Genomic DNA, 24,590 nt, shown 5'->3' on the forward strand with positions numbered 1-24,590 from the left:
ATGAAAATAGCAATTGCATTTTTTTTAAGTATGTTTATCGTGAGCAGTTGCGCCTCTCAAAAAAACACCGATATGGATACTGCCACAATTGAATACAGTGCACAATCAAGAGGCATATACCAAAAAGTGTTGGTAGAAAATCAAACCGTTTTTGTTTCTAAAAACAGGGATGAAAAGCCGGTTGAAACCAAAATATCAGATGAGGATTGGAAAGTGCTGACTGCAGAATTTGAAAAGCTAGATCTTGAAGCTGTTCCAAATTTGAAAGCGCCAACGGAAAAACGCTTTTACGATGGTGCGGCTATTGCCAATTTAAAAATCATCTACAAAGGAAAAACATACGAAACGAAAGGCTTTGACCATGGTTTTCCACCAGCCGAAATAAAGAAATTGGTAAACAAATTAGTTTCATTTACCCATAAATAAAATAACTGAGACACTGAATATATTCAGTGTAAATAATTCAGCATAGATGACAATAAAAGAAATACAAGAAGAAATAATAGACGAATTTTCAATGTTTGATGATTGGATGCAACGTTATGAGTACATCATTGAATTGGGAAAAAGTCTTCCGTTAATCAAGGAAGAATTCAAAACCGAGAATAACCTTATCAAAGGCTGTCAATCTAAAGTGTGGTTGCAAGGGGAACAGATTGACGATAAAATCGTTTTTACGGCTGATAGCGACGCGATTTTAACCAAAGGGATTATAGCTATACTAATTCGTGCTTTTTCGAATCAGAAGGCCTCAGACATCCTTGAAGCCGATATGGGTTTCATAGACGAGATAGGTTTGAAAGAACATTTGTCCCCAACCCGCGCTAACGGATTGGTGTCGATGATAAAAAATATTAAAATGTATGCTTTGGCATTCAATACTAAGAAATAATTTTAAAGGAACTTATATTGCTGATAGGGTTCAAAAAAACTTAAATACCATGTTTAAAATGGTTTAATACTACAATTATGACACAAGAAATAAACACCACAGAATTAGGAGAAGCCATTGTCCAAAAACTAAAAACGATTTACGATCCGGAGATTCCTGTAGATATCTACGAATTGGGATTGATTTATGATGTGATGGTAAATACAGATTATGAAGTAAAAATCCTGATGACATTAACCTCTCCAAATTGTCCTGTTGCGGAAAGTTTACCAAGAGAAGTAGAGGAAAAAGTAAAATCTATCGAATATGTAAAAGATGCTGATGTAGAGATTACTTTCGATCCGCCTTGGAGTAAAGATTTAATGAGTGAAGAAGCAAAATTAGAATTGGGAATGCTGTAAAAAAGTAATCAGTCTCAGTTCACTTTTTAGATTGTGAATTGAGACTGTGACTGAAAACTAAAAAAATGGAAGAAATAATCAATAAAGTGGCCAATAGTGTTTTGGAGGTTTTCGATCTCGAAGACTATTATCCGAAAGGAATTCGGGCGCAAATCGATATTTCACAATGGCTTTTGGATGGCTTTGTTTTGAAAGAAACCGACTTCAGAGAAAAGTTGAAAAATTATGATTGGTCGCAGTATCAAGATCAATATGTCGCTGTTTCCTGCGGAACAGATGCCATTATTCCTGCTTGGGCGTTGATTTTGGTTACGATTCAATTGACACCTTTTGCCAAAAAAATTGTCAATGGTTACAGAGAAGATATTGATGCTTCTCTTTATGAAGACGTGCTTTCTAAAATCGATTATTCTGTTTACAAAGACAAACCTGTTATCCTGAAAGGCTGTTCTAAAAAACCGGTACCTCTACGTGCTTATATCTTGGCAGCTCAATATTTACAGCCTTTTGCCAGAAGTATAATGTATGGCGAAGCCTGTTCAGCGGTTCCTTTGTATAAAGCCCAAAAAAACAAATAACTTTATTTTATATTTAAATTAGGTATATTTTAACAGTTGCTCAGTTTTCCTTATATTTGATTACCAATTAAATAAAGGAAAAATGAAAAGACTTCTCTTAGCAGTATTGTTGATGACAACTGCCGTTTTCGTTCAAGCACAAAATTCCGAGAAAGAGTTGATAAAAAACACCGAGAAAGTTGTTAAATCAATTGCTGACACAACTGAGAACGGATGGAAGAAGAAAGGAACTGTTTCGTTTCTTTTTAATCAATCGAATTTCAACAATTGGGTTGCCGGTGGAGAAAACAACCTATCCGGTAATTTAGGAATCAATTATGATTTCAATTACAAAAAAGATGATGTGTCTTGGGATAATAAAGTTTTGGCATCCTACGGTCTGCTTCAAACCGATAATGCCGATTTCGAAAAGAAGACAGATGACCGACTTGAATTAAATTCCATTTTAGGGAAAAGAGTGGCTGAGAACAGCAACTGGTATTACTCCTTCTTTTTAAATTTCAGAACCCAATTTACAAAAGGATATCTTTACAGTAAAGACGTCAATGGTGCTGAAATAAGAACGGAATACACTGATTTTCTTTCTCCGGGCTATTTAACTTTTGGGCCTGGTATTTATTGGAAAAAGGAGGAGAATTTGAAGTTTAATTTTGCTCCATTGACCTCCAAATTTACTTTTGTGAATAAAGATAAGACTTCGGGAGTTGGATATGTAGACGGAGATTATTTTGGGGTTGATGCGAATAAGAGCATGCGTTACGAATTAGGGTTGTATGCGTCGGCCTATTATAAGTTTAATGTTATGGCCAATGTTTCGGCAGAAAATACCTTAAATCTATATTCTAATTATCTTGAAGATCCCCTAAATGTTGACCTTGATTATTCTTTAGCCGTTGTAATGAAAATCAATAAGTATTTGTCGGCTAATTTGTCCCTTCAGGTGATATACGATGATAATGCATTTAGAGGATTTCAAACCAGGGAGGTTTTTGGTTTAGGAGTTAATTTTGGTTTTTAATATAGTAAATAAGCATAAAAAAAGCCCTTTTGTCGTTTCAAAAGGGCTTTTTTACTATTAAAGAGAAATGTTTATTCTTCTTTATCTTCTTTTTCTACAGCGTCTTTATAATCAGGGTATAAAAACTTATTGTATGGGAAACGGGTAATATGAATTTGTCGAACAGCTTCGTACACACGCTCTCTGAATTCTTCAAAGTTTTCTTTGTTTTTTGCCGAGATAAACAAGGCATTTTGTTCTCCTACACGACTCATCCAGGTTGATTTCCATTCTTCCAGCGTGTAATGTCTGGTTGTTTTTTCGGTCATTAAATCATCTTCATCAATGGTCAGATGTTTGTAGGCATCAATTTTATTGAAAACCATAATTGTAGGTTTGTCACTGGCTTTGATGTCTAATAAAGTTTGGTTTACCGATGCAATATGATCTTCAAAATCAGGATGTGAAATATCAACCACATGCAAAAGCAAATCTGCTTCACGAACTTCGTCTAGTGTGCTTTTAAAAGAATCTACCAATTGGGTTGGTAATTTTCTAATAAATCCAACGGTATCCGAAAGCAAAAAAGGCAGGTTTTTAATCACTACTTTTCGTACGGTGGTGTCCAAAGTGGCGAATAGTTTGTTTTCTACAAAAACATCACTTTTTCCAACCGCATTCATTAAAGTGGATTTTCCAACATTGGTATATCCTACCAAAGCTACACGGACCATCGCACCACGATTGCTACGTTGCACACCCATTTGTTTGTCAATGTTTTTTATTTTTTCCTTCAACAAGGAAATTCTGTCGCGCACAATACGTCTGTCGGTTTCAATCTCCGTTTCTCCAGGTCCACGCATCCCGATTCCTCCTTTTTGGCGCTCTAAGTGCGTCCATAAACCGGATAATCTCGGTAACAAATAGATGCATTGCGCCAGTTCCACTTGTGTTCGGGCGTAGGACGTTTCAGCTCTTTGCGCAAAAATATCCAAGATAAGATTCGTTCTGTCCAGAATTTTACAATCGATAATCTTTGAAATATTCTTTTGTTGGGAAGGTGACAGTTCATCATCAAATATCAGGGTTGAAATGTCATTTTCTTTTACGTAAAGATTAATTTCATCTATTTTTCCAGTACCTAGAAACGTTTTGGGATTTGGTTTGTCCATTTTTTGCCAAAAGCGTTTCACCACTTGTCCTCCAGCGGTAAAGGTCAAAAACTCCAATTCGTCAAGATATTCGTTTAGTTTCTCTTCACTTTGGTTTTGGGTTACAATACCAACAATTGCCGTTTTTTCGAAATTTATTACTTCTTTTTCTAACATGTCTTTAAATAAGACTGCAAATTTACTGATTTGCTTTATACTTCTGGAGTTCTTTATAAAAAACAGAAGATTTGAATCTGATTATTTTGGATTTATTATCGAAATCAAGAATATCCAATAAGAAAGCGAATCTTTGCAAAATAATTTTCTGCAAAGATTCGCTTTTATAAACCTTAAAAGGAGTCAGTTTTTTTACTCGTAGATATATGTTTTTACGGTTTTCAGCATTCCGTTATCCTCAGAAAGGGAATATGATGCCGGATAGTTTAAAGTGTTGTATTTGAATTTTCCACTTTTAATAATATCTTTTGCCGCGGTAGTGGTGTAGCTCAATTCGTTGTTATTGCAGATTGATTGAAAATTAAATTCTTCTTCGTGAAAGGAAACCAATGGTACAATAACTTTATAGTTTTCACCGAATATGTTTTTTACTATTAGTAAATCTGCTGAATTTTTATCATCAAATCCATAGGTTTTAATTGATTTGTCGCCTAGCAATCCTTTGTGTCGGAGAACATTATCATTAGAGTAGACATATTCTGTTTTGTTGAAGATTTGTTGATTTCTATCTCTGGATGAACGTCTGGTAATAAGGCCATTTTCAACGAGATATTCAATGTCTTCTACATAAGTTTGTTGGCTGTTCGTTTTTTTAGTGATTGCTTTTATTCTTGCACCCACATAGGAAAAAGTTACTGTCTTAGTGACATATTTGCCTTCCTCGTCGTATTTTTTGGTGAATTTTATGAGTCGGTTTTGTTCGTCATAAGTGTAGTTTATTACTTCTTTCCAGTTGCTTCCTGTTTTTTCTTTTACGCTCATATCCAATAATCCTTTTTGGTTGTAAAAGAAGTTCTGAGTGACGTCAGAGGTTGTGATTGTTGAAAGTTTTCCGTCCTTGAATAAGAAGTTTTTGTTTATAATTTCACCGCTTTTTAGATTTCGGAAATTTGTTTTTACAATGTTAATTTGTTTCAACTTAACAGGATTTTCCTGTGCTTGACTTTGGGACAAATAAGAGAAGGCCATCATAAAGAAGGCAAAAAAGTAGGTTTTCATATGGTATTTTGTTTCAATTTGGGAGTACCAAAATACAAAAATCAACCAAAGGACCGCAATTTTAAAGCTGAAAAGTAAGGAGTAGAACTAAATTTATTAGGTAATTAATTGGTTGTAAATTGATTACATGTTTTTCGCGTGTTTTTCCTTGGAAAACTAAAATGGATTTATACCCAAATATCGCTGTAACTTCTGCTTGCGGGGCATTAAAAGGATATTAATTATATGAAAAACCCCTCTGGAATCTATACTGATATCACGAGGGGTTGGTTTGAGATGTAATCTGTTTTGATAAGTGTTAGCAATACGTCAGACTTAATTTTTGTCGGATACGTAATTCCGTCACTTACAAAGTATAGCAATTAAGGACTAGTTTACAGAAATAAGTTTAACTTCAAAAATTAGTACAGAACCTCCTGGGATACTGCTATAATCATCGTTTCCATATCCGAGATGGGCCGGTACTAAAAGGATACCGCTACCACCTTCTTTGAAATGAGGAATCCCTTCTGTCCAGCCTTTTATGACTTGTTGTAAACCAAATGAAATACCCTCGGAAGTACTTTGGTCAAATACATTTCCATTGGTGAAATAACCTTTGTAAGCTACTGTCACATTCGAATTTTGAGTAGGTTGTTCTCCGGTCCCTGGTTCGTTAATTACATAGTACAAGCCAGAATTGCTTTTTTGGGCAGATAAATTATTTTTTGCTATATAGGCAATAATATCTTGTTCGTTTTTAGCAACATAATCTATTTCTTTATCTTTTGAACAAGATATAAAGAGTGTTAAGGCTAAAGCAAATAAGAGGTGTTTCATGGTTATATTTATTTAAGAGTGGCGGCAAATATAGTAAAATTCTATAGGTAATTGTTGTCCAAAATAAATGCAACGCTGATCTTTAGGGGGTAATTCAGAGTGCAATAATTAGTCCCCATAAATTTGAACATCATCTACTTGGAACGCGCCATCCAACGCTAAGTTTTTACCTGATCCCATATATTTGAAGGCAATATTAATTTTTCCCGTGTAAGAGGACAGATCAATACCACCAGAACCCACAAATTGATGCCAGGGTGTGGTTTGATTGGGTAAATTAGGTGTGAGAGGAATCCAGGTGGCTGTTACAATATTTAAGCCGTCAAAATCAGTGGAAACATACGCTTGTAGAGAATTTAATGGAGAATCAACGTCTAAATGATGTTGAGCTGTTCTGAAAGTCAAAACTTCATTCGTATGAGCATCCATATCTATTTTCGGAGAAATCAACCAGGCGACATTGGACACAACCTTGGTTCCTGTGGTATTGAATTCGGCATAGCCATTTCCGGAATATACGGTTCCAATCCAGAATTTTGTGCCTTTTTGAACCATGTTAGCCCAGCCCGGTAAATTGAGTTTGGTGTTGTTTTCGACCGATTGAAAGTCTTCTGAGAAAAACGGGACAGCTCTTGTTTCAGTCATCATAACATCGTTTTCAAATCGAGCAATAAGTTGATAATCAGAGCCAAATTTTGTGAGTACTCCTTTAACTTTTCCGCTTCCATTCGGAACTAAATTATTGGCAAAATCAGCAAAGCTGCTCGTTCTAAAAATCAATTGATTCCCGAACTTATCCATTAAATTCCAATTTGTAGCACCGCCAACATCATTGGTTTCTTCGTAATAATGCCGTCCATTGGCTGCTGCCGTAAACTGAACATCGGATATTTCAACCAAAGTGTTCAACTTTGAATCGTGAGTTAGGTCGGCAATCGTAGTAGCTGTTACCAGAAGGTCTTCAGTCACGGTTGTACAGGAAGCATTTAATACTTTTTTATAGTCGTTTTGCGAAAGCCTGCCCACTGAACCTTCGTTGTAGGAGTTCACATAAATACCGCCTATTCGCAGACCACCGTAAAAAATATCAGTGTATTGGTCCTTGAGTTTTATATAGACTTTATTGCCAATGCGATAGTCGATATAGCTGTTGGAGGCATCAACAGGAACGCTAAAACCTAGTGCGGGTGATTCGGCTGTCGCCAAAGTTTGAAAAGAAATCGTTTTGAAAAAGTTACCGGCCTCATCGCTTGATACGACATAGGCTTCGATAATGTCATCATAAGGATATTGAGTTGCAATAGCATTGGCATCTTTATGAACATCGGCGACTGTTCGGTTAACGGTTAAATCAGGTTGAGTGCAACTTAGTTTCGGAACTGAAAATTCGTCATTCACACAGCTTGTAAAGAGGGCGGTAATTGCTACTGAAAAAAGGAAATTATTAGAAGTAGGTTTCATAAAATAACTGATTTTCTGATTTATAAATTGATATAAAGATTGACGAAATAGGTTCTTCCATATCCATAAAAATATTTATTTCCAAAAGACGGAGTTCCGCTGGAAACATCCTGATTGAGTTGTCTGAAATTGGCATTTCTGGCTTGTTCGTATCCGCCAGTTTTGTAGTTGACATCAAGGAGGTTGTTGATGCTCACAAAAAGCCCCACATTTTTACCGTAGATCCTCCATGATTTTCCGGCGGAAAGATTTAAAAGCGTGATAGGGTCAAATTTTTCCTGTTTGAGTAATATGGCGGCTCGTTCTTCGGTCGCTTCGGGAAAGTTGAAACCACTTGCCGGGTTTTTATAAAAGTTTTCCGTTCGGGAAATAGGGGAGATGTCAATGTAAGTGTTTGAAAGATAATTGATATTGGTTCCAATCCACCAATATTTGGGGTCGCGGTATTCGATTCCCGCACTGTAAGCTTGTTGTGGCATGCCAGCTTGTTTGTAGTTTTTTAAACTTGCATTTCCAAAGTCAAAGACTGGATTGGTATTTTCCAATGAAGCTTGGGCATCATTGGCAATAGTTACCTTTGGATTACTGTCGAAAATGAATTCTCCAAAAGCCATTGATGCAGTCGTTTTAAAGGTGGAATTGATTTGATATTCCAAACTGAATTCGGTTCCCCAGTTTTTCTTGTTCAAATGTGTTAGCGTCTGACTCACAAAGGCATCGGTATTTGTATAACCTGCGCCATTATCAAAGATTCCTTCGGCATAAAAAAAGGAAGTTTGGGTTGCGTTTTTTATCAATGTGCAGAAAACAGTCCCTCGGGCTTTGAATTTTGGAGAACGAAAGATATAACTGGCATCCAGACTATTGATATTCTCGCTTTCTAGTCCAGCAACGATGGAGTTGTTTAATCTTGAATTTGGAAAAGTATTGCGGAGTGTTGGTGCTTTAGTTAGATGCGCTCCATTAATAAGGAATAGTTGTTTTCCAGAGATTTTGAAAGTTATCCCGCCTTTAAAGCCAAAATTTTCGAAGTTTACTTTAGCGCTTTTTCCAAAAGATGTCGTTTCATAAAGGCCGTTTTTATACAATCCTTCTCTTTGATAATTGCTGTTTGAGAAACTTTGTGCCAAATAGAAGTCGGCTGTTTTATACGAGAATCTGAATTGCGTAAACAGTTCAAGGGCGTTAACAAAATATTTATAATTGTAAGCATAGGTATCACCAACAATTACCTGACGGTTGGGCTGATTCAAATCAGATTGTGCCTGATTTCCTTTGTAGAAAGTGTCAATATCATCAAAATAAGTACCGCCCAGTAGATCGATAAGTTTTTGATAGTTATGTGATTCTAATTTTTTGAAACAAGCACCTGCAGAAAAAAAGGTGTTTTCCGTAAGTTGGGTGTTTACTGTTGAGGTTGCTGCAATTGTTTGATCATCAGTGCGGTCTTCGAATAAAACATATTTGCTTTTGGTAGGTTCATAACCCGAAACAGTTCCGTTGTTATCCAAAATTTGTTTCTGATTAGCTTGATACATGGCGTCCCAATCAATTTGCGGGTTGGCTAGAAATTGTTCTTTACTTTTTTCTGAATTTTCGTAATCAGGTGTAAATTCTCCTGAGTATTCTCCATTATCAGGAGCATATAGGGAACTGTAGTAACTAGGCATTTTTCGGTAGTACGCCGGATCGGGGCTATTGGCATGTTGGTAATCAATGTTGGTATTGCCAATTTTACCAAACTGATACATAAGGTTTGAAGTTATATAGGCTTTATCATTAGCTTTACAATAGTGACTCAACATTAAAACTGGCTCTTCAATGGTTTTGATTCTCGAATTTCTCTTCTTCCCATCTTGAAATCCCCAATATGAATTGTACTTTTCGGATGTTAACTGCGTTGCTTCAGCGGTATTGGGTGAGTTTTTTCCACGAATGTTTGGGGTATAAAAGCCGGTGAAATTAAGTGAATGATTTTTATTTAATTTCTTTTCAAGGCTTATAAAAAATGAATTGGCATCATAAGTTGTTCCTTGAAAATACCCTTCTTGTGCCAGACGTTTTCCGGCGGAAACTACAAATGCCCAACCTCTTGAATTCATGCCGGAAGCATAGGTTCCTGTCATGCGGTAGCTGTAATTTGTATTGGTTGCCGAAAATGAAATTCTCGAACCAGCCCTATATATGGAGGCTCTGGTGTTGATTTGCTGTGTTCCCAAGATGCCGCCAAAAGTGTAGTCAGATGGAGCGCTGCCAATCGAAAATTCCTGATTGCGAAGTGCATCGTTTAGTCCGCCCCAATCTCCCCATTGGGGTCTGCCATCATATAGTTTATTCATAGAAACCCCATTAATCATCATACTAGCATGTTCACTGTCTAACCCTCTAATTCTAAAACGAGCTTGACCCCAATTAAATGATGCTGCTTGCTGAAAAGCATCTTTTGAAGATTGTAAAAGTCCTGAAGTATTCTCAGAACCACTATTGTCGTCAGTCAGATCACTTTCGTACAGCGTTATTAAACCAACAAGTTGTTCTGAAGTTTGGTCTTCTTCTAATGGGATTGTACCTAAATCGAGTATGTGCCCTTCAATAATTTGTATCGGAAATAGTTTGTCCTTATAGCCTTGATTTTGTATTAATATGAACTGGTTTCCTATGATTTCTGTTTCAAATCTAAATTTTCCCGTGGCTGTTGTAAGTCGCATTTCAGAGGTGTTTTGGATTCTGACAACTACGTGTTCTAATGGGCTTAGCGTTTTCGCATCTATAATTTTTCCTAAGAAGCCAGTTGTTTTTTGGGCAAAACCAAATCCTGTTTGCAGTAGAAAAAGCAGGGTTAAGGTGAAGTTTTTGAAAGAGAGCCGCCGGTATATTGGTTTGTAGTAATTTAGATGATTCAAAATAATTATTTGTAAGATTGTAATTACAAAATTAACAATAAAAATAGTAGGTTTTTACTTTCAAATTAATTATTATTTTGAGGACACCAGAATTAAATAAAAAACCCGACAGTTTTTAAAGTTGACGGGTTTATAAATTATTATAGTAAAAATGTTATTCAATGGCCTTAATTCTGGAAACCATAAGGGCAATCAAGAATCCAAAAATACCAATGAAAGCAAATGAAAATCGTAGACCAAATGCTTCCGCGATATAACCAATTATGGGTGGCCCCATTAAAAATCCTAAGAAACTTACACTCGAAACAGCTGTTAAGGCTTCACCTGTTGGGATTGTTGGATGTTTTCCGGCGATACTGTAAAGAGTAGGCACAATGGTAGAAACTCCTAATCCGACAAACATAAAAGCAATTGTTGAAGGGATGATGTACGGAAAAAATACTGCCGTGAACAATCCTAATGAAATTAGACAGCCACTGATTTGCATTACTTTTTTTCGGCCAAATTTAAGTGTCAAACCATCTCCAAGAAATCGTCCGCTGGCCATCATGATCATAAAAGAGGTGTAGCCTAAAATTACTAATGGTCCGGGAGCTTTGATAACATCTTTGAAATAAACACCACTCCAATCGAACATAACACCCTCGCTGGCCATGCAACAAAACCCGATTACACCAAGCCAAACCAATGTACTGTCCGGTTTTCTGAAGCCTTTTTTCTTTTCGATTTTGGCGTTTTCTTTGGCTATAATTAAGTATTTAAAATTAAGTACAACCAACAAAACAACGATTGCTGCAACAATTAGAAAATGCACATAAGTAGAAAGTTCCAACGCTAACATTCCCAATCCTACCAAAGCCCCAGTAAACCCAGCTAAACTCCACATGCCATGAAAAGAGGACATGATGGTTCTTTTGAAAAGGCCTTCGGTGTATACTCCTTGCGTATTTACGGCTATGTTTGAAAGGTTTGCAAAAATCCCAAAGGCAAATAATCCTAATGATAGTTGCCAAGCATTTTGTGCCAATCCTAAATTAGTTAAACTAAAAGCATACATGAAAATTGAAAAAAGTAGAATACGGTGACTTCCAAAACGGGTTACCAGTCTTCCCGAAAAAAGCATCATCGCCAATTGCCCTAAAGGAAGGGCAAATAAAATGGTTCCTAAACTTCCTTCACTAAGATGTAAAGTAGTTTTGATATCTGGGATTCGGCTTGCCCAAGTGGCAAAACACAAACCCATTCCAAAATAAAACATAGATACTGCCCATCGGATTCTATTTAAATAAGAAACTTTGGCGTCTTTATATGTTTTTTTGTATTTTCCTTTGGCTTTGAATCGGCCTAAAAAGTTTAAATCTATCAAATCAGTTGTTTTTTAGAATTTTACTGGTTCAAAAATACAAAATGCAAACTCTCATTATGTCAAAACAACACATTTGCTTAAAAATACAACGTTATTGGAGATTAAAAACAAGTATTTTCTTATGGTTTTAAAATAGAAAAAGGTGCCGAAATCTTTAAAAAAAGTGTTTTTTGCAAGATTTCGGCGCCTATAAATTATATCTTTATAACTGTTTTTTTAGCACTACTTTGAATGGCTGCTTCAATAATTTGCATGACGTGAGCACCATCTTGTGCAGTAACGGGTTCTGGTTTATTATTAACAACGGATTGATATACACCTTCAAAAAAATCGTAATAATTACCTTGAAGGGTTTGTAAATTGGCCTTAAATATATCATTGTTAACTTCGGTATGTAAAATACCTTGGAGGCTGTCAGACTCGGTTCCCCATGTGTCTAAATTTGGTTTTTTTCCGAGTTTTAAATCATCTTCCTGAACATCTCCCCGCGGTTTTAAAAAGGATCCTTTTTTACCATGTACGACGAAAGAAGGAATGGCTTCCCTTACAAAAAAACCAGCTTTCAGTCGAACTCTTAATTCCGGATAATAGAGTAAAATATCAATATAATCATCTACTAAAGAATGTGCTCTGGTGATTCGGATATCAGCAAAAACGGATTGGGGTAAACCAAATAAAAACAAGGCTTGATCGATTAAGTGAGGTCCTAAATCTTTCAGAATTCCTGCACCTGAATTGGCCGTTTCTTTGTGTTGCTTTGGACTTAAATTCGGATTATATCGGTCAAAATGGAATTCGGCTTCTACAATGTCACCCAGTACTTTTTCTGAAACCACTTTTTTGACGGTTTTGAAATCGCTGTCCCATCTTCTGTTTTGAAAAACGGAGAGTTTTAGTCCTTTTTCTTTTGCCAAATCCGCTAATTCCTGTGCTTGGGCAACGGTGGTGGTAAAAGCTTTTTCGACGATAGCACATTTTCCGGCCAGCAATACTTTTTTTGCATATTCATAATGGGTTTCTACAGGCGTATTCACTACCACCAAATCTACATCGTCTTCCAGTAGTTCTTCAAGGGAAGCATAACTTTTTACCGAAGGGTAATCTTCTTGGATTAATTTTTTACTTCTTTCCCAAGAACCCAAGAGTTCAAATCCTGGATGAATAGCTATAAAAGGGGCGTGAAAAACTTTCCCGGACATTCCGTAAGAAAGCAAGGCGGTTTTTATTTTTTGCATGTTGTTTTATTTATAAAATAGGTTTTACGGGATTTATATAAAAAAATAAGAAATCATGTTTTTTAAATACTAGTTATCTTATTTGGTTAACATTGTTTTACTGTTTTATAACATTTTCGGTATGCTGTAAGGCATAATTTCAGGTTGCTTCAAAGTTAAACCATATAAGGATATAAGTTCCTAGTTTGAGTTAGAAAAAGGTCCTTAATTAAATTTTTGCCCTGTCGTATTGTTTTGGCCAGTCGGTCTCAGCTTGCAGTTCGTGGGCAAATGTTAGTCCCAGATTCGGATTTCGCAAGGATGCTCTTGCGAATAAAACCAAATCTGCTTTACCGCTGGCAACGATTTCTTCTGCTTGGATAGCTTCCGTGATTAAGCCTACCGCACCCGTCATGATTCCGGTTTCTTTTTTGATTTGTTCTGCAAAAGGAACCTGGTAATTGGGTCCTAACGGAATCTGTTGGTGAGAAACCAAGCCTCCTGAAGAAGTATCTATTAAATCAACGCCTTTTTCTTTTAAAATTTTCGAAAGCTGGACAGATTCTTCAATGTTCCAACCTCCGTCTGCCCAATCTGAGGCGGAGATTCGAACCAATAAAGGCATGTCTTCTGGCCATTCCGATTGTACTGCTTGCAGAACTTCTAAGACCAAGCGAATTCTGTTTTCAAAGGTTCCACCATATTCATCCGTTCTGAAATTGGATAAAGGAGAAAGAAATTGGTGTAACAAATAACCATGGGCGGCATGAATTTCCAGTACCTGATAACCGGCCTGGACGGCTCTTTTGGTCGCAGTTTTAAAATCGGAGATCACTTTTTGGATTCCTGGTTGGTCTAAGGCAATAGGTGCAGCTTCATTTGAATGGTAACCCACGGCACTTGGTGCAACAGTATCCCAGCCTCCTTGACTTTGGTCTAGTTTTTTATTGCCATTCCAAGGAGAAGACACACTCGCTTTTCTTCCAGCATGAGCCAATTGAATTCCAGGGACTGAGTTTTGGCTGAGAATGAAGCGGGTGATTGTTTGTAGTTTTTCGATTTGTTCGTCTTTCCAAAGGCCTAAATCTTCAGGAGAAATCCTGCCTTCCGGAGAAATTGCAGTTGCTTCTTGGATAATTAGACCTGCGCCGCCACTGGCACGACTGCCCAGATGTACTAAATGCCAATCATTGGCGAAACCATCTTTTGCAGAATATTGGCACATTGGTGAAATAGCAATCCTGTTTTTTAGGACGATATTTTTTATTGGGAGTGGTGAAAATAATTGTGATGCCATACGTTTTAAGATTTTATTGATGGATTTTTAAAAGAAAAGAACAGTAAAGTTACAAGACACAAACGAAAGTGAAAATTAAAAACAGTAATTATTAACAAACATTTATTATCATACAAAAGCTAAACCTTTGCAACTAAAATAGAAAACCTTACTTTTGTCCGTCAAATTAAGAACTAAAATTAAAAAATGGATATTGTTATCAAGCTTTCTCAATTTTTATTGAGTTTATCATTACTGATTATTCTTCACGAGTTGGGACATTTCATTCCTGCGAAATTATTTAAAACCAGAGTCGAAAAATTCTATTTGTTTTTTGATGTTAAATATTCTCTTCTAAAAAAGAAAATTGGAGAAACTGAGTACGGAATCGGTTGGTTGCCTTTGGGTGGTTATGTGAAAATTTCCGGAATGATTGACGAAAGCATGGATAAGGAACAAATGGCTTTGCCAGCACAACCTTGGGAATTTCGTTCTAAACCGGCTTGGCAACGTTTGATTATCATGTTGGGTGGGGTTACGGTAAACTTTGTCTTGGCATTTATCATTTACATTGGGATGGCTTTTGTTTATGGCGATACTTATATTGCTAATGATGATTTGAAAGATGGTCTTTTGATAGAAAATAAAGCCATGCAAAATGCAGGTTTCAAAACTGGAGACAGAATCATTTCTATCGAGGGTGAAAAATTAGAAAGATTTGACAATGACATCAATGGGAAAATTGTGATGGCTAAGCATATTCTTATCGAAAGAAATGGAAAAGAGCAACAAATAAACATGCCAAATGATTTTGTTGATCAATTGTCGAAAGTTGAAAAAATGCCACTGGCCTCTATAAGAATGCCTTTTGTAATCGGAGCCGTCGCTTCAGAGTCTTCAAACACCGCCTTAGAAAAGAAGGATATAGTGATTGCCCTAAACGGACAAAAGACAAAATATTTTGACGAAGCTAAAGCTATTTTGGATAATAATAAAAACAAAACCATTACTGCAACAGTATTGCGAAACGAAAAAGAAGTGCAAGTTCCGGTTGTTGTTTCTAAAGATGGTAAATTAGGAGTTCAAATTGGAGGTCTAGGGATGCAATCATTAGAGAAACTGGGGTACTACAAAATAAGCAAGCAAGAATTTGGTTTGTTGGAGTCCATTCCGGTAGGGATTGAAAAAGGAAAGGACCAATTAGTAGGTTACGGAAAACAATTGAAAATGATTTTTAGTCCTAGTACTGGTGCTTATAAACAAGTAGGTGGTTTTAAAGCGATATTTGATATTTTTCCTAATACTTGGAGTTGGGAAGTGTTCTGGACGATCACGGCTTTATTATCAATTATGCTTGGTGTAATGAATTTATTGCCTATTCCTGCTCTTGATGGGGGTCATGTAATGTTTTTATTATATGAAATGATTAGCGGCAAGAAACCGAGTGATAAATTCCTGGAAAATGCCCAAATGGTTGGTTTTGTTTTGCTTATCTCGCTCTTGTTATTTGCAAATGGAAACGACATTTATAAAGCAATTGTTGGGAAGTAAAAAAAATTAAAAAAAGTTTTAATTTTGTTTGCAGAAATCAAATTTAGCCCTATATTTGCAACCGCTTAACCGAAGATAAAACATCAGTAAAAGCACAATAAATACGTTCCTAATCGCATTTCAATATACAGTTTCCTCCTTAGCTCAGTTGGTTAGAGCATCTGACTGTTAATCAGAGGGTCCTTGGTTCGAGCCCAAGAGGGGGAGCTTTTAAAAGCCTGACAGCAATGTCGGGCTTTTTTGTTTTAAAAAACAGTTGGAATTGGCAGTAGTATATATTCGAACCCAAAACCTGTGGAGAAATAAAAATAAAAGCCTGACATAACTGTCAGGCTTTTTTATAATCAAAATCAGGGATAACTGATTTTTTATGGATTGAAATTGGAAGGAATTGTTTAACGTAATAATGGAGGACATTATCTACTTGACCATTTCCGTAACAATCTTTTTCGCTTCATTTGAATTACCCCAGTTTGCAATTTCATGTAAAACGGGCATTAAACTCTTTCCTGAATTAGATAAGGTATACTCTACCTTTGGCGTGCTTTCTTTAAACTCTTTTCTTTCTATTAAGCCCAGAGCTTCTAACTCTTTCAATTCATTTGATAACACCTTATTAGAAATGGCAGGCATCAATTGGTTTAGTTTCCCGAACCGCAATGAACTTTCACCAATGCAATTTAATATTATGGGCTTCCATTTACCACCGAAAATTGACATGGCTCTGGTTACAGGGCAATCATAGGGGTTCTCGATATATCTCATACAATTTGTAGTTACCTACTGGTTACCAGTATTTAATTAATTGGTTACAAATATACACTAATGTCCGTAGATTTGTAAAAAATTATAAAACCAAAAACTATGAAAAAGATTGTATTACTTCTGACAGTATTTTTATCTATGGGTAATTTGAATGCGCAAACAGCAACGAATGATATCGTTAAAGAGTGGGAAAGAGCTAAAGCGTATACTAGAGAATATTTAGATGCGATGCCTGAAAGTGGGTACTCGTTTAAGCCAACAAAAGAAATGCGATCGTTCTCAGGCCAAGTTTTACACTTGAGCGATGCGATATATGGTTTCGTAGGTTCTGCCACGGATGAGAAACCGCCAGTAGGTGTTGGTGAGTTGGAAAAATCCGGTGACGAGAACAAGGCCAGTGTGACCATTAAAGTAATGGCTGCTTATGATTTTGCGATTAATGCCATTAAAAAATATCCTAATAGTAAACTTGGGGAACACATTAAACTTTTTGGTCAATTTGACATGAGTAGAGAGCAGGTGTTAAACAAATGTTTTGAACATCAAACCCATCATAGAGGGCAGACAACGGTTTATTTGAGGTTGGTAGGCGCTACTCCTCCAGCAGAAAAATTGTTTTAGTTAGTTCCTTGAAAAAAATTTAGTATGATGAAATTATTAAAAATTACAATTCCGTTATTATTCTTATGCTTGTTTTCTTATGGACAGAAGCTGACATTGGGCAAGCAAACATTTGAATTAAAAAATGTCACAGGTTCAATCATTACTTTTGAGGGTCAAAAAGTGTTGAAAATTGAACGAGATCTTGATGCTCTTGCTTTTGATGTTAACAAATTGGAATCTACTGTTGATGAGCCCACCTATGCAAAGCTTACAGATTTAGAATTTGAAAATGGAACTATTGAAGTGAAAATGTATAGCCAAATTCAAAACCCTTCGCCATTTCAATTTGCTCAAGGTTTTATTGGGGTTGCTTTTCGAATAGATGATAATGATAAGGCTTTTGAGAACATCTATTTAAGGCCAAAGGTTGGAAGATCAGACAATCAATCCTATAGAAATCATACTGTTCAATATTATGCTTATCCAAATTTTAAGTTTGAAACGTTAAGGAAACTTTCTCCTGAGATGTACGAGACTTCAGCACCAGTTAATATTAACGAATGGATAACACTGAGAATAGAAGTTAATGGACAAAGAGCAGAATTGTTTGTAAATGATGCAAAATATTCTAATTTCATTGTTGATAAGATGAAAGGAAGTACCACTAAAGGCGCGATCGCTTTATGGGTGGATATTGGAACAATTGGCTATTTCAAGGATTTGAAAATCATAAAACGCTAATTATAAGTAAGCCTTAACTTTTAAAGAAATGGTACGTTTTTTCAACCTATTATCGCTTTGTGTTTTATTTACAATACAGCTTCAAGCCCAACAGACCTTGCATGCGGTTATAAAACCTTCGAATGGAACTAATAAAGTTCCTTACGGCAATAATCCGCAAGCTGGACATTATGTGCAGTCAAAAGATGCCAAAATTTATTATGAGGTGTATGGTAAGGGACAACCGATATTCCTGCTTCATGGCGGAATAATGGGGTCTATTGACGAAATGAGTGAATTTATTAATAATCTGCAACCCACTTATCAGGTAATTGCTATTGCTACTCGCGGACATGGGAAATCAGAAATTGGAACTGAACCTATAACTTATGAATTAAAAGCTAATGATGTCATGGCTGTGGTTAATGCAGTGACGAAAGATAGTGTTACCATCCTTGGGTTTAGTGATGGTGCTTATACGGCCTATAAGGTAGCAAGCATGTATCCTGAGCGTGTTAAGAAAATGGTCGCAATTGGTGCGGGCGAACAGATACCTGGTTTGCGAAAAGTTGTTTTTTCAGGGGAAGCATTTGATTTGAAAAATGAATTTTGGAAAAAAAAGTTGGCACTAATGCCAGAACCCGAAAGAATTGAAGAGTTTTGGATTAACATGGCTAACTTTTACAATACCATGACTGCCAGCAAAGAGCTGTTTTCAACAATTAAATGTCCGGTTCTCGTAATTTCTGGGGAATTGGACCGGAATGCACCGCTGGCAACAGTTATAAATGCATACAATATGATACCTCACAGCCAGCTGGGTATTATACCTAACACGGGTCATGTGGTTTTCATAGAAAATTTTCCGGCTGTTTGGGCCAGTATCGTTCCGTTTTTAAACCAGAAATAAATCTGTTCAATATGCAAAAAGTGCTTTTATCCAGTGTTCTTGTTCTATTTATGACTGATGCATTTGCCCAAAAATTTACTTGGAATCAACAGGAATTTGAAGCCATAAATACCAAAGCAGAAATAAAAGATTCTTAATTGCAATAATTTTTCGAAAAAGTAATTGTTTGGTTTAACGGCGACTAGTATTTAAGAGCATTAAGGTTCATTTTCGTAAATAAAGAGCAATAATAAAAAAGCCTGACAGCAATGTTGGGCTTTTTTTTTGTTTTTATGTATAGTCCTAAAATAAGGTGACTCAGAAGTGAGACCTCTCATTGGTCGCTACAAATTGGAATTGATCTTGTCTAAAAATCTGCCTATCTTCAGACATCGAAATAACATGATGATTAAGACATTAATACCCTTTTCATTTGAAATTTGTTTAATAAAATCACTAAATTGGTACTCCGCTAGTTTGTGTAATTTATTGAAAAAGTGCTCCAATAGTTCCATAAACTAAATCACTTCAAAGTATAAACTTATTTTAATAATTAATTTTTACTGCTATGAAAAAAACTCCTACTCCTTTTCTATTTGTTGCATTGATTTTTTCTTTGATAGGCTGTCAAAACAACAAATTATCAAATAACGATAGTAATCAAATCGATGGTCATCCAGCCTGGATCATGCAAAGCAATATTTATGAGGTAAACGTTCGTCAATACACGCCCGAAGGAACTTTTAATGCGTTTGCCAAGCACCTCGACCGATTAAAAGCGATGGGAGTGGAAACGATTTGGTTCATGCCAATTAACCCTATTAGCAAATTAGACAGAAAAGGCTCTTTGGGAAGTTATTACGCCGTTTCTGATTATACTGCGATTAATCCTGAATTTGGTACAATGGATGACTTTAAGAAATTGGTACAATCCATACATGATAAAGGAATGAAAGTATTAATTGATTGGGTGCCAAATCACACTGGGGCTGATCATCGATGGATTACTCAACATCCCGATTTCTTCATAAAGGACAGCTCCGGTAAACCTGCAGTCGCATTTGATTGGGCAGATACGAGGCAATTAAATTATAAGAATCCGATATTGCAAGATAGTATGCTTCGTGCGATGAAATACTGGATTGAAGACACCAATATAGATGGATTTAGATGTGATGTTGCCTGGAATGTTCCCGCTTCTTTTTGGCAGAAGTCTATTCCGGAATTAAAAAAAATGAAGAATATCTTTATGCTTGCCGAAGGAGACAGTACTTATCTCCCCAAAAGTGGCTTCGATGCGGTTTACCCTTGGCACATGTTCAAAATGATGGAAAAAGTAGCCAAAGGTGAAAAATCAGCACTTGTATTGGATAGTATCAACAAAGAAAATGAAACTATATATCCCAAAAATACGATTCAAATGTATTTCACCAGTAATCACGATGAAAACAGTTGGAACCATGCCGATTTTGGAACTTTTCCAGGAGTTATTCACGAACCGTTTGCCGTATTTACACAAACCATGAAAAACAGTGTTCCCCTAATATACAGCGGACAGGAAGAACCGGTTTTAAGAGCCTTGAAATTTTTCGACAAGGACCCCATAACGTTTAAAAACTTTCAAAGGGAAAAATTCTACAAGACATTACTGAATCTAAGAAAGAACAACGAAGCGCTTTCCGCTGATGCTTCTTTCAAAAAAGTACATTTGGGAGACGATAAAGCTATTTATGCCTATCTAAGGGAAAAGGGGAATAAAAAAGTTTTGGTAATTCTTAATTTTTCCAAAAATGAACAAATAGTATCAATAAAAGACGCTACTTTGACAGGAAAAGCACACAATGTCTTTAAAGGAAACGAGGAAATTTTAAACTCCAAAGAATGGAAAATGAAACCCTGGGGTTATGAAGTGTATGAGTACTAATTTTTAAAAAAATCAACTCGCTATGAAATCTCACCTACCCATAGTTTTGTTTTTTATTTCGTTTTTAGGTTTTTCTCAAGATGCTTACCAACCTAAAAAATATGTCGAATTACAGCATCCGGAATGGAGCAAAAATGCCACAATCTACGAAGTAAATCTTCGGCAATTCACTCCCGAAGGAACTTTTAAAGCCTTTGAAGCGCATTTGCCAAGACTCAAAGCGCTTGGTGTTGATATTATTTGGCTCATGCCCATTCACCCCATTGGAGAAAAAAACAGAAAAGGGTCTTTAGGAAGCTATTATGCGGTAAAAGATTATTATGGAGTGAATCCGGAGCATGGTAGTTTAGATGATTTTAAAGCTTTGGTAGACAAAATTCACGCAATGGGAATGCACGTAATTTTGGACTGGGTTGCTAATCATTCGGCGACAGACAACGCTTTGGTAAAACAACATCCGGATTGGTACATCAAGGACGAAGCGGGAAATTTTGAACCGACACCTTGGCGCGATTACGATGATATTATAGATTTTGACTACCAACAACCGGGTATTCGAAAATACATGACCGATGTCTTAAAATATTGGGTAAAAGAGACCAATATAGACGGTTATCGTTGTGATGTGGCGAGTTTTATGCCTTTGGATTTTTGGGAAAATGTTCGAAAAGAACTCGATGCTATTAAACCAGTATTTATGTTGGCCGAATCAGAAACCTTTGATTTACACCGAAAGTCATTTGACGATAACGACCCAAAAAACAACTATCCACGGCTTAACGGAAGGTTATATTGCAGAACATGTGAGTATTTTTCCTGAAGCCGGTTATCGAATGGTATTTTTGGACAATCACGATAAAAATTCATGGGAAGGCAATGTGTTTAAAAACTTTGGTGACGGACTGAAGCCAGCCATGGTGCTAATAGGAACTATTGACGGAATGCCAATGTTGTACAGCGGTCAGGAATCGGGATTAGATCGTTCGTTGCTGTTTTTTGATAAAGACCCAATAGTTTGGAAAGATCATCAGAATGGGGCTATTTTTAAAAAATTATTTGAATTAAAACATCGTAATCAAGCACTTTGGAATGGCGATTGGGGAGGAAAAATGGTTCGTATTAAGAACGATCAAATGGCAAATGTGATTTCTTTCTCTAGAACAAAAGGGAATGATAATGTAATTGTAATTATTAATTTTAGTGACCAAATCAAAGAAGTTAGTTTAGAAAATGAATACCATAAAGGAAAATTCACGGACTTGTTTACAGCTAAAAAAATGGAGTTTAAAGGACAGGATAAATTGAAGTTGGAGCCTTGGGGATATTTGGTTTTAGAAAGAGAGTAATGTTATAAACATAAAATAGGGGTATAGTTTTGCTATTACCCCCTTTTTTTGAGAAAAGGAATGAATCAATAGTGTGGCTTTTTCTGGGATAGACTAGTTAAGACGGTGCAGTGAAGATTAATAATAAATTACGATGATGATTAAACCTTTTTATTGTTTTTTTGTCCAACGAATCTTTTGGTATAGCACTTCTTTTAGAAATAAGAAGTGCTTTCGGTATAAATCCGTTAGGAATTGAAAAACAAGTACTATTTTTAATTTTAAATCTGTTTAGTTATGTCAAAAAAACGAACTCTTAGCACAACAATGCGCATCGTTCATCGATATTTAGGCTTTTTCCTTGCTGGAATTATGGCTGTTTATGCTTTAAGCGGAATCGTATTAATTTTTAGAGATTCTGGTTTTCTAAAGCAGGAAAAACAAGTGATTAAAACGGTTAAACCAAATGCCAGCGGCGAGGATTTAGGTCGAATGTTGGAGATTCGAGGTTTCAAAGCTGATCGTGAAGAAGGGGATATTATCTATTTTAAGGAGGGAACCTATAACAAAAAAACAGGGGCAGCTGATTATAAAACACAGGAGCTTCCTGCGGTAATCGAAAAAATGACCCATCTTCATAAAGCAAAGTCCGGAGATCCTCTGTTCTTTTTGAATGTCTTTTTTGGTCTGTCGCTTTTATTCTTTGTGGTCTCTGCTTTTTGGATGTTCATGCCAAAAACGTCAATATTTAAAAGAGGATTATATTTTACTGCAGCAGGAGTGGTATTGACTGTAATTTTGTTATTTGTGTAAATGAAATCAGTGACCTCTTGGTCTAACTTTGTTTAAATGAACGGAAAGCATTAAAATAAAGGGGGTATTTTGTCTTTTTTCATTTTTTAAATTTCGATATTTACCTTTTTAAAATAAGTTAAGTGATGATACGTAGAAAATTTATTGGTTTTGCAGCTCTATTTGGAGTTGCCGGTATTATGGGTTTTGGAACGCGTCCAGAGAAAAAAGCCTTGTTGCACCATGTGTTTTTTTGGTTAAAGAACCCTCAATCGGAGGCTGATAAACAACAATTGATTGCCGGTTTAAAAACCTTGGCGGCAATCCCAACTATTCGTCAAATTCATGTGGGAGTCTTAGCTTCCACAGAGAAACGTGAGGTAGTTGATACCTCTTGGGATGTTTCAGAACTTATGTTTTTTGATGATGAAGCCGGTCAAAAAATATATCAAGACCATCCAATTCATCTGGCTTTTATAAAGGAATGTTCTCATTTATGGGAAAAGGTAATTGTTTATGATGCGATAGATGTATAGACTTTGCAAGCTTGGTTTAATACCCGTAGAAGCAAAGTCATTTAAAAAAGTATTGGTTTCAAGATTTAGTTCTTGAGACCTTTTTTTTGTCCATGATTTTTGAATTTTTGGGTGACTCATTGAAGCTTTGGTCGGAGCTTTGAAAACTTGGTGGCAATGTTTTTTTTCATTTTTTATGTCTTTCGTATAAACGGGTTTACAAAGCTGTTTTTTTTCTAGCAAGGTTAAAATTCTAATATGAAATGATTTAGGTGTTCTTTGTGTTTTAACGACGCATTATTTTTCTATATTTGAAAATGGTTTTTAGTAAAGAATTATTTTTTCTAAAAAGCAGCAATGGGAAAAAGGGAATATCAATTTTATAATGAATTTAAATTTAAAACGATGAAGCAAAGAAATCTCTCTCTATGGTCTATAATTTTACTATGCTCAATTAGTTTAGCTTCCTATTCCCAAAAAGTGGAGAATATAAATATGCTGACGGAGGACGAATTAAAAGACGGTTGGGTACTGCTTTTCGACGGTAAAACAACTAATGGTTGGCACATTTATAATGAAGGCGCCATTCAATCTGCCTGGTCAGTTGCCGGGGGAGAATTGGTGTGCGATCCTAATACAGAAAACGTTGTGCGAGGAGATATTGTGTCTGATAAGGCGTATGATAATTATGATTTGACTTTTGAATGGAAGATTTCAAAAGGAGGAAATAGTGGTGTGTTCATTAATGTTCAGGAAGGCCCCGAATTCCCTACAGCCTGGACTACTGGTCCTGAATACCAATTACTGGATAATGCAAATGCTTCCACCCACGATTTGAAAGATGGTAAACGCTTGTCGGGCTGTATTTATAGCTTATCTCCATTAAAAAACAAAGTGCAGCCTAAAAAATTTGGTGAATGGAATACGTCCCGAATTCTTCAACAAAATGGGCAGATAACATTTTGGTTAAATGGTGTTTTAACGGGTCAGGAAGATATGACCAGCGCTCGTTGGAAAGAGCTGGTGGCAGCAAGTAATTTAGGAAAATTCCCGTCTTTTGGAAAAGCTACCAGCGGTAAAATTGCATTTCAGGATTGGGCAAAGGGCGTAGCTTTACGAAATATTAAAATCAAAGAATTGAATTAAATGTTGACAATCACGTTGATGGTATTCAATAGTAACTGTCGACAATAAAGAAAGTAATAGCAAAAA

At 36.1% G+C, this 24,590-nt stretch carries 25 protein-coding genes and 1 tRNA gene; 17 read left to right on the forward strand and 9 right to left on the reverse strand.

The features are described 5' to 3' along the window. The 5 genes from ABEB23_RS08360 to ABEB23_RS08380 all read left to right on the forward strand — a co-directional run bounded on the left by ABEB23_RS08360 (nucleotide 1) and on the right by ABEB23_RS08380 (nucleotide 2,889). A complete protein-coding gene (locus tag ABEB23_RS08360) occupies nucleotides 1-426 on the forward strand; it encodes a hypothetical protein (RefSeq protein ID WP_348812097.1) in 426 nt (141 codons plus the stop codon). A 46-nt stretch (nucleotides 427-472) separates the two neighbouring features. Then, on the forward strand, nucleotides 473-892 hold the full coding sequence (locus tag ABEB23_RS08365; RefSeq protein WP_348812098.1) for a SufE family protein: 420 nt from the start codon (nucleotides 473-475) through the stop codon (nucleotides 890-892). Nucleotides 893-969: 77 nt separating this feature from the next. Continuing rightward, nucleotides 970-1,293 carry an SUF system Fe-S cluster assembly protein gene (locus ABEB23_RS08370; protein ID WP_348812099.1) on the forward strand — a complete coding sequence of 108 codons (324 nt, stop codon included), beginning with the start codon at nucleotides 970-972 and terminating at the stop codon, nucleotides 1,291-1,293. Nucleotides 1,294-1,358: 65 nt separating this feature from the next. Then, nucleotides 1,359-1,871: a DUF2480 family protein gene (locus ABEB23_RS08375; protein ID WP_348812100.1), complete on the forward strand. Its 513-nt coding sequence runs from the start codon at nucleotides 1,359-1,361 to the stop codon at nucleotides 1,869-1,871. Between the two features lie 82 nt (nucleotides 1,872-1,953). Further along, the gene (locus ABEB23_RS08380) at nucleotides 1,954-2,889 is read left to right on the forward strand and encodes a DUF3078 domain-containing protein (RefSeq protein WP_348812102.1); all 936 of its coding nucleotides are present in this window, start codon (nucleotides 1,954-1,956) and stop codon (nucleotides 2,887-2,889) included. Nucleotides 2,890-2,960: 71 nt separating this feature from the next. Here the strand turns inward: ABEB23_RS08380 and hflX are convergent, their stop codons facing one another. From hflX to ABEB23_RS08420, 8 genes are all read right to left on the reverse strand, one after another. After that, nucleotides 2,961-4,196 (reverse strand): GTPase HflX, encoded by a 1,236-nt coding sequence (gene hflX / locus ABEB23_RS08385; protein ID WP_348812103.1) that lies wholly within the window; start codon nucleotides 4,194-4,196, stop codon nucleotides 2,961-2,963. A 192-nt stretch (nucleotides 4,197-4,388) separates the two neighbouring features. After that, a complete protein-coding gene (locus ABEB23_RS08390; protein WP_348812104.1) occupies nucleotides 4,389-5,255 on the reverse strand; it encodes a hypothetical protein in 867 nt (288 codons plus the stop codon). Nucleotides 5,256-5,624: 369 nt separating this feature from the next. Further along, nucleotides 5,625-6,074 (reverse strand): FKBP-type peptidyl-prolyl cis-trans isomerase, encoded by a 450-nt coding sequence (locus ABEB23_RS08395; RefSeq protein WP_348812105.1) that lies wholly within the window; start codon nucleotides 6,072-6,074, stop codon nucleotides 5,625-5,627. A gap of 108 nt (nucleotides 6,075-6,182) precedes the next feature. After that, nucleotides 6,183-7,535 (reverse strand): DUF5689 domain-containing protein, encoded by a 1,353-nt coding sequence (locus tag ABEB23_RS08400; RefSeq protein ID WP_348812106.1) that lies wholly within the window; start codon nucleotides 7,533-7,535, stop codon nucleotides 6,183-6,185. A gap of 20 nt (nucleotides 7,536-7,555) precedes the next feature. Beyond that, complete coding sequence (locus ABEB23_RS08405) at nucleotides 7,556-10,438, reverse strand: TonB-dependent receptor (RefSeq protein ID WP_438861673.1); 2,883 nt, start codon at nucleotides 10,436-10,438, stop codon at nucleotides 7,556-7,558. A gap of 154 nt (nucleotides 10,439-10,592) precedes the next feature. Further along, complete coding sequence (locus tag ABEB23_RS08410) at nucleotides 10,593-11,804, reverse strand: MFS transporter (RefSeq protein ID WP_348812107.1); 1,212 nt, start codon at nucleotides 11,802-11,804, stop codon at nucleotides 10,593-10,595. A 194-nt stretch (nucleotides 11,805-11,998) separates the two neighbouring features. Beyond that, nucleotides 11,999-13,039, reverse strand: a complete 1,041-nt coding sequence (locus tag ABEB23_RS08415) for a Gfo/Idh/MocA family oxidoreductase (RefSeq protein ID WP_348812108.1) — start codon at nucleotides 13,037-13,039, stop codon at nucleotides 11,999-12,001. 208 nt (nucleotides 13,040-13,247) lie between these two features. Further along, nucleotides 13,248-14,315: an NADH:flavin oxidoreductase/NADH oxidase gene (locus ABEB23_RS08420; protein WP_348812109.1), complete on the reverse strand. Its 1,068-nt coding sequence runs from the start codon at nucleotides 14,313-14,315 to the stop codon at nucleotides 13,248-13,250. A 186-nt stretch (nucleotides 14,316-14,501) separates the two neighbouring features. Between ABEB23_RS08420 and rseP the strand changes: the two genes are divergently transcribed. Further along, the gene (gene rseP, locus ABEB23_RS08425) at nucleotides 14,502-15,845 is read left to right on the forward strand and encodes an RIP metalloprotease RseP (protein ID WP_348812110.1); all 1,344 of its coding nucleotides are present in this window, start codon (nucleotides 14,502-14,504) and stop codon (nucleotides 15,843-15,845) included. A 133-nt stretch (nucleotides 15,846-15,978) separates the two neighbouring features. Beyond that, nucleotides 15,979-16,052 (forward strand) — tRNA-Asn (locus tag ABEB23_RS08430). A 213-nt stretch (nucleotides 16,053-16,265) separates the two neighbouring features. Here ABEB23_RS08430 and ABEB23_RS08435 read toward each other — a convergent pair. Then, the gene (locus ABEB23_RS08435) at nucleotides 16,266-16,610 is read right to left on the reverse strand and encodes a winged helix-turn-helix transcriptional regulator (protein WP_348812112.1); all 345 of its coding nucleotides are present in this window, start codon (nucleotides 16,608-16,610) and stop codon (nucleotides 16,266-16,268) included. 99 nt (nucleotides 16,611-16,709) lie between these two features. Between ABEB23_RS08435 and ABEB23_RS08440 the strand changes: the two genes are divergently transcribed. The 10 genes from ABEB23_RS08440 to ABEB23_RS08485 all read left to right on the forward strand — a co-directional run bounded on the left by ABEB23_RS08440 (nucleotide 16,710) and on the right by ABEB23_RS08485 (nucleotide 24,524). After that, nucleotides 16,710-17,231, forward strand: coding sequence for a DinB family protein (locus tag ABEB23_RS08440; protein ID WP_348812113.1), 522 nt, complete (start codon nucleotides 16,710-16,712; stop codon nucleotides 17,229-17,231). Nucleotides 17,232-17,255: 24 nt separating this feature from the next. Next, nucleotides 17,256-17,954 carry a 3-keto-alpha-glucoside-1,2-lyase-like domain-containing protein gene (locus tag ABEB23_RS08445; RefSeq protein ID WP_348812114.1) on the forward strand — a complete coding sequence of 233 codons (699 nt, stop codon included), beginning with the start codon at nucleotides 17,256-17,258 and terminating at the stop codon, nucleotides 17,952-17,954. A 28-nt stretch (nucleotides 17,955-17,982) separates the two neighbouring features. Then, nucleotides 17,983-18,843 carry an alpha/beta fold hydrolase gene (locus ABEB23_RS08450; protein WP_348812116.1) on the forward strand — a complete coding sequence of 287 codons (861 nt, stop codon included), beginning with the start codon at nucleotides 17,983-17,985 and terminating at the stop codon, nucleotides 18,841-18,843. A gap of 11 nt (nucleotides 18,844-18,854) precedes the next feature. Next, nucleotides 18,855-18,980, forward strand: a complete 126-nt coding sequence (locus ABEB23_RS08455; protein WP_348812117.1) for a hypothetical protein — start codon at nucleotides 18,855-18,857, stop codon at nucleotides 18,978-18,980. Nucleotides 18,981-19,390: 410 nt separating this feature from the next. Beyond that, nucleotides 19,391-20,746: an alpha-amylase family glycosyl hydrolase gene (locus ABEB23_RS08460; RefSeq protein ID WP_348812118.1), complete on the forward strand. Its 1,356-nt coding sequence runs from the start codon at nucleotides 19,391-19,393 to the stop codon at nucleotides 20,744-20,746. Between the two features lie 22 nt (nucleotides 20,747-20,768). Continuing rightward, entirely contained in the window at nucleotides 20,769-21,566 is a 798-nt protein-coding gene (locus ABEB23_RS08465) for an alpha-amylase family glycosyl hydrolase (protein WP_348812119.1), read from the forward strand. Further along, a complete protein-coding gene (locus tag ABEB23_RS08470) occupies nucleotides 21,550-22,092 on the forward strand; it encodes an alpha-glucosidase C-terminal domain-containing protein (protein ID WP_348812121.1) in 543 nt (180 codons plus the stop codon). The genes ABEB23_RS08465 and ABEB23_RS08470 overlap by 17 nt, the downstream gene beginning before the upstream one ends. A gap of 276 nt (nucleotides 22,093-22,368) precedes the next feature. Next, nucleotides 22,369-22,884, forward strand: a complete 516-nt coding sequence (locus ABEB23_RS08475; RefSeq protein ID WP_348812122.1) for a PepSY domain-containing protein — start codon at nucleotides 22,369-22,371, stop codon at nucleotides 22,882-22,884. A 125-nt stretch (nucleotides 22,885-23,009) separates the two neighbouring features. Continuing rightward, nucleotides 23,010-23,399 (forward strand): Dabb family protein, encoded by a 390-nt coding sequence (locus ABEB23_RS08480; protein WP_348812123.1) that lies wholly within the window; start codon nucleotides 23,010-23,012, stop codon nucleotides 23,397-23,399. A gap of 384 nt (nucleotides 23,400-23,783) precedes the next feature. After that, nucleotides 23,784-24,524 carry a 3-keto-disaccharide hydrolase gene (locus ABEB23_RS08485; RefSeq protein WP_348812124.1) on the forward strand — a complete coding sequence of 247 codons (741 nt, stop codon included), beginning with the start codon at nucleotides 23,784-23,786 and terminating at the stop codon, nucleotides 24,522-24,524. The last annotated feature ends 66 nt before the right edge of the window (nucleotides 24,525-24,590 follow it).

It is taken from the genome of Flavobacterium maritimum (genome assembly GCF_040049085.1).
Taxonomy (GTDB): Bacteria; Bacteroidota; Bacteroidia; order Flavobacteriales; family Flavobacteriaceae; genus Flavobacterium; species Flavobacterium maritimum.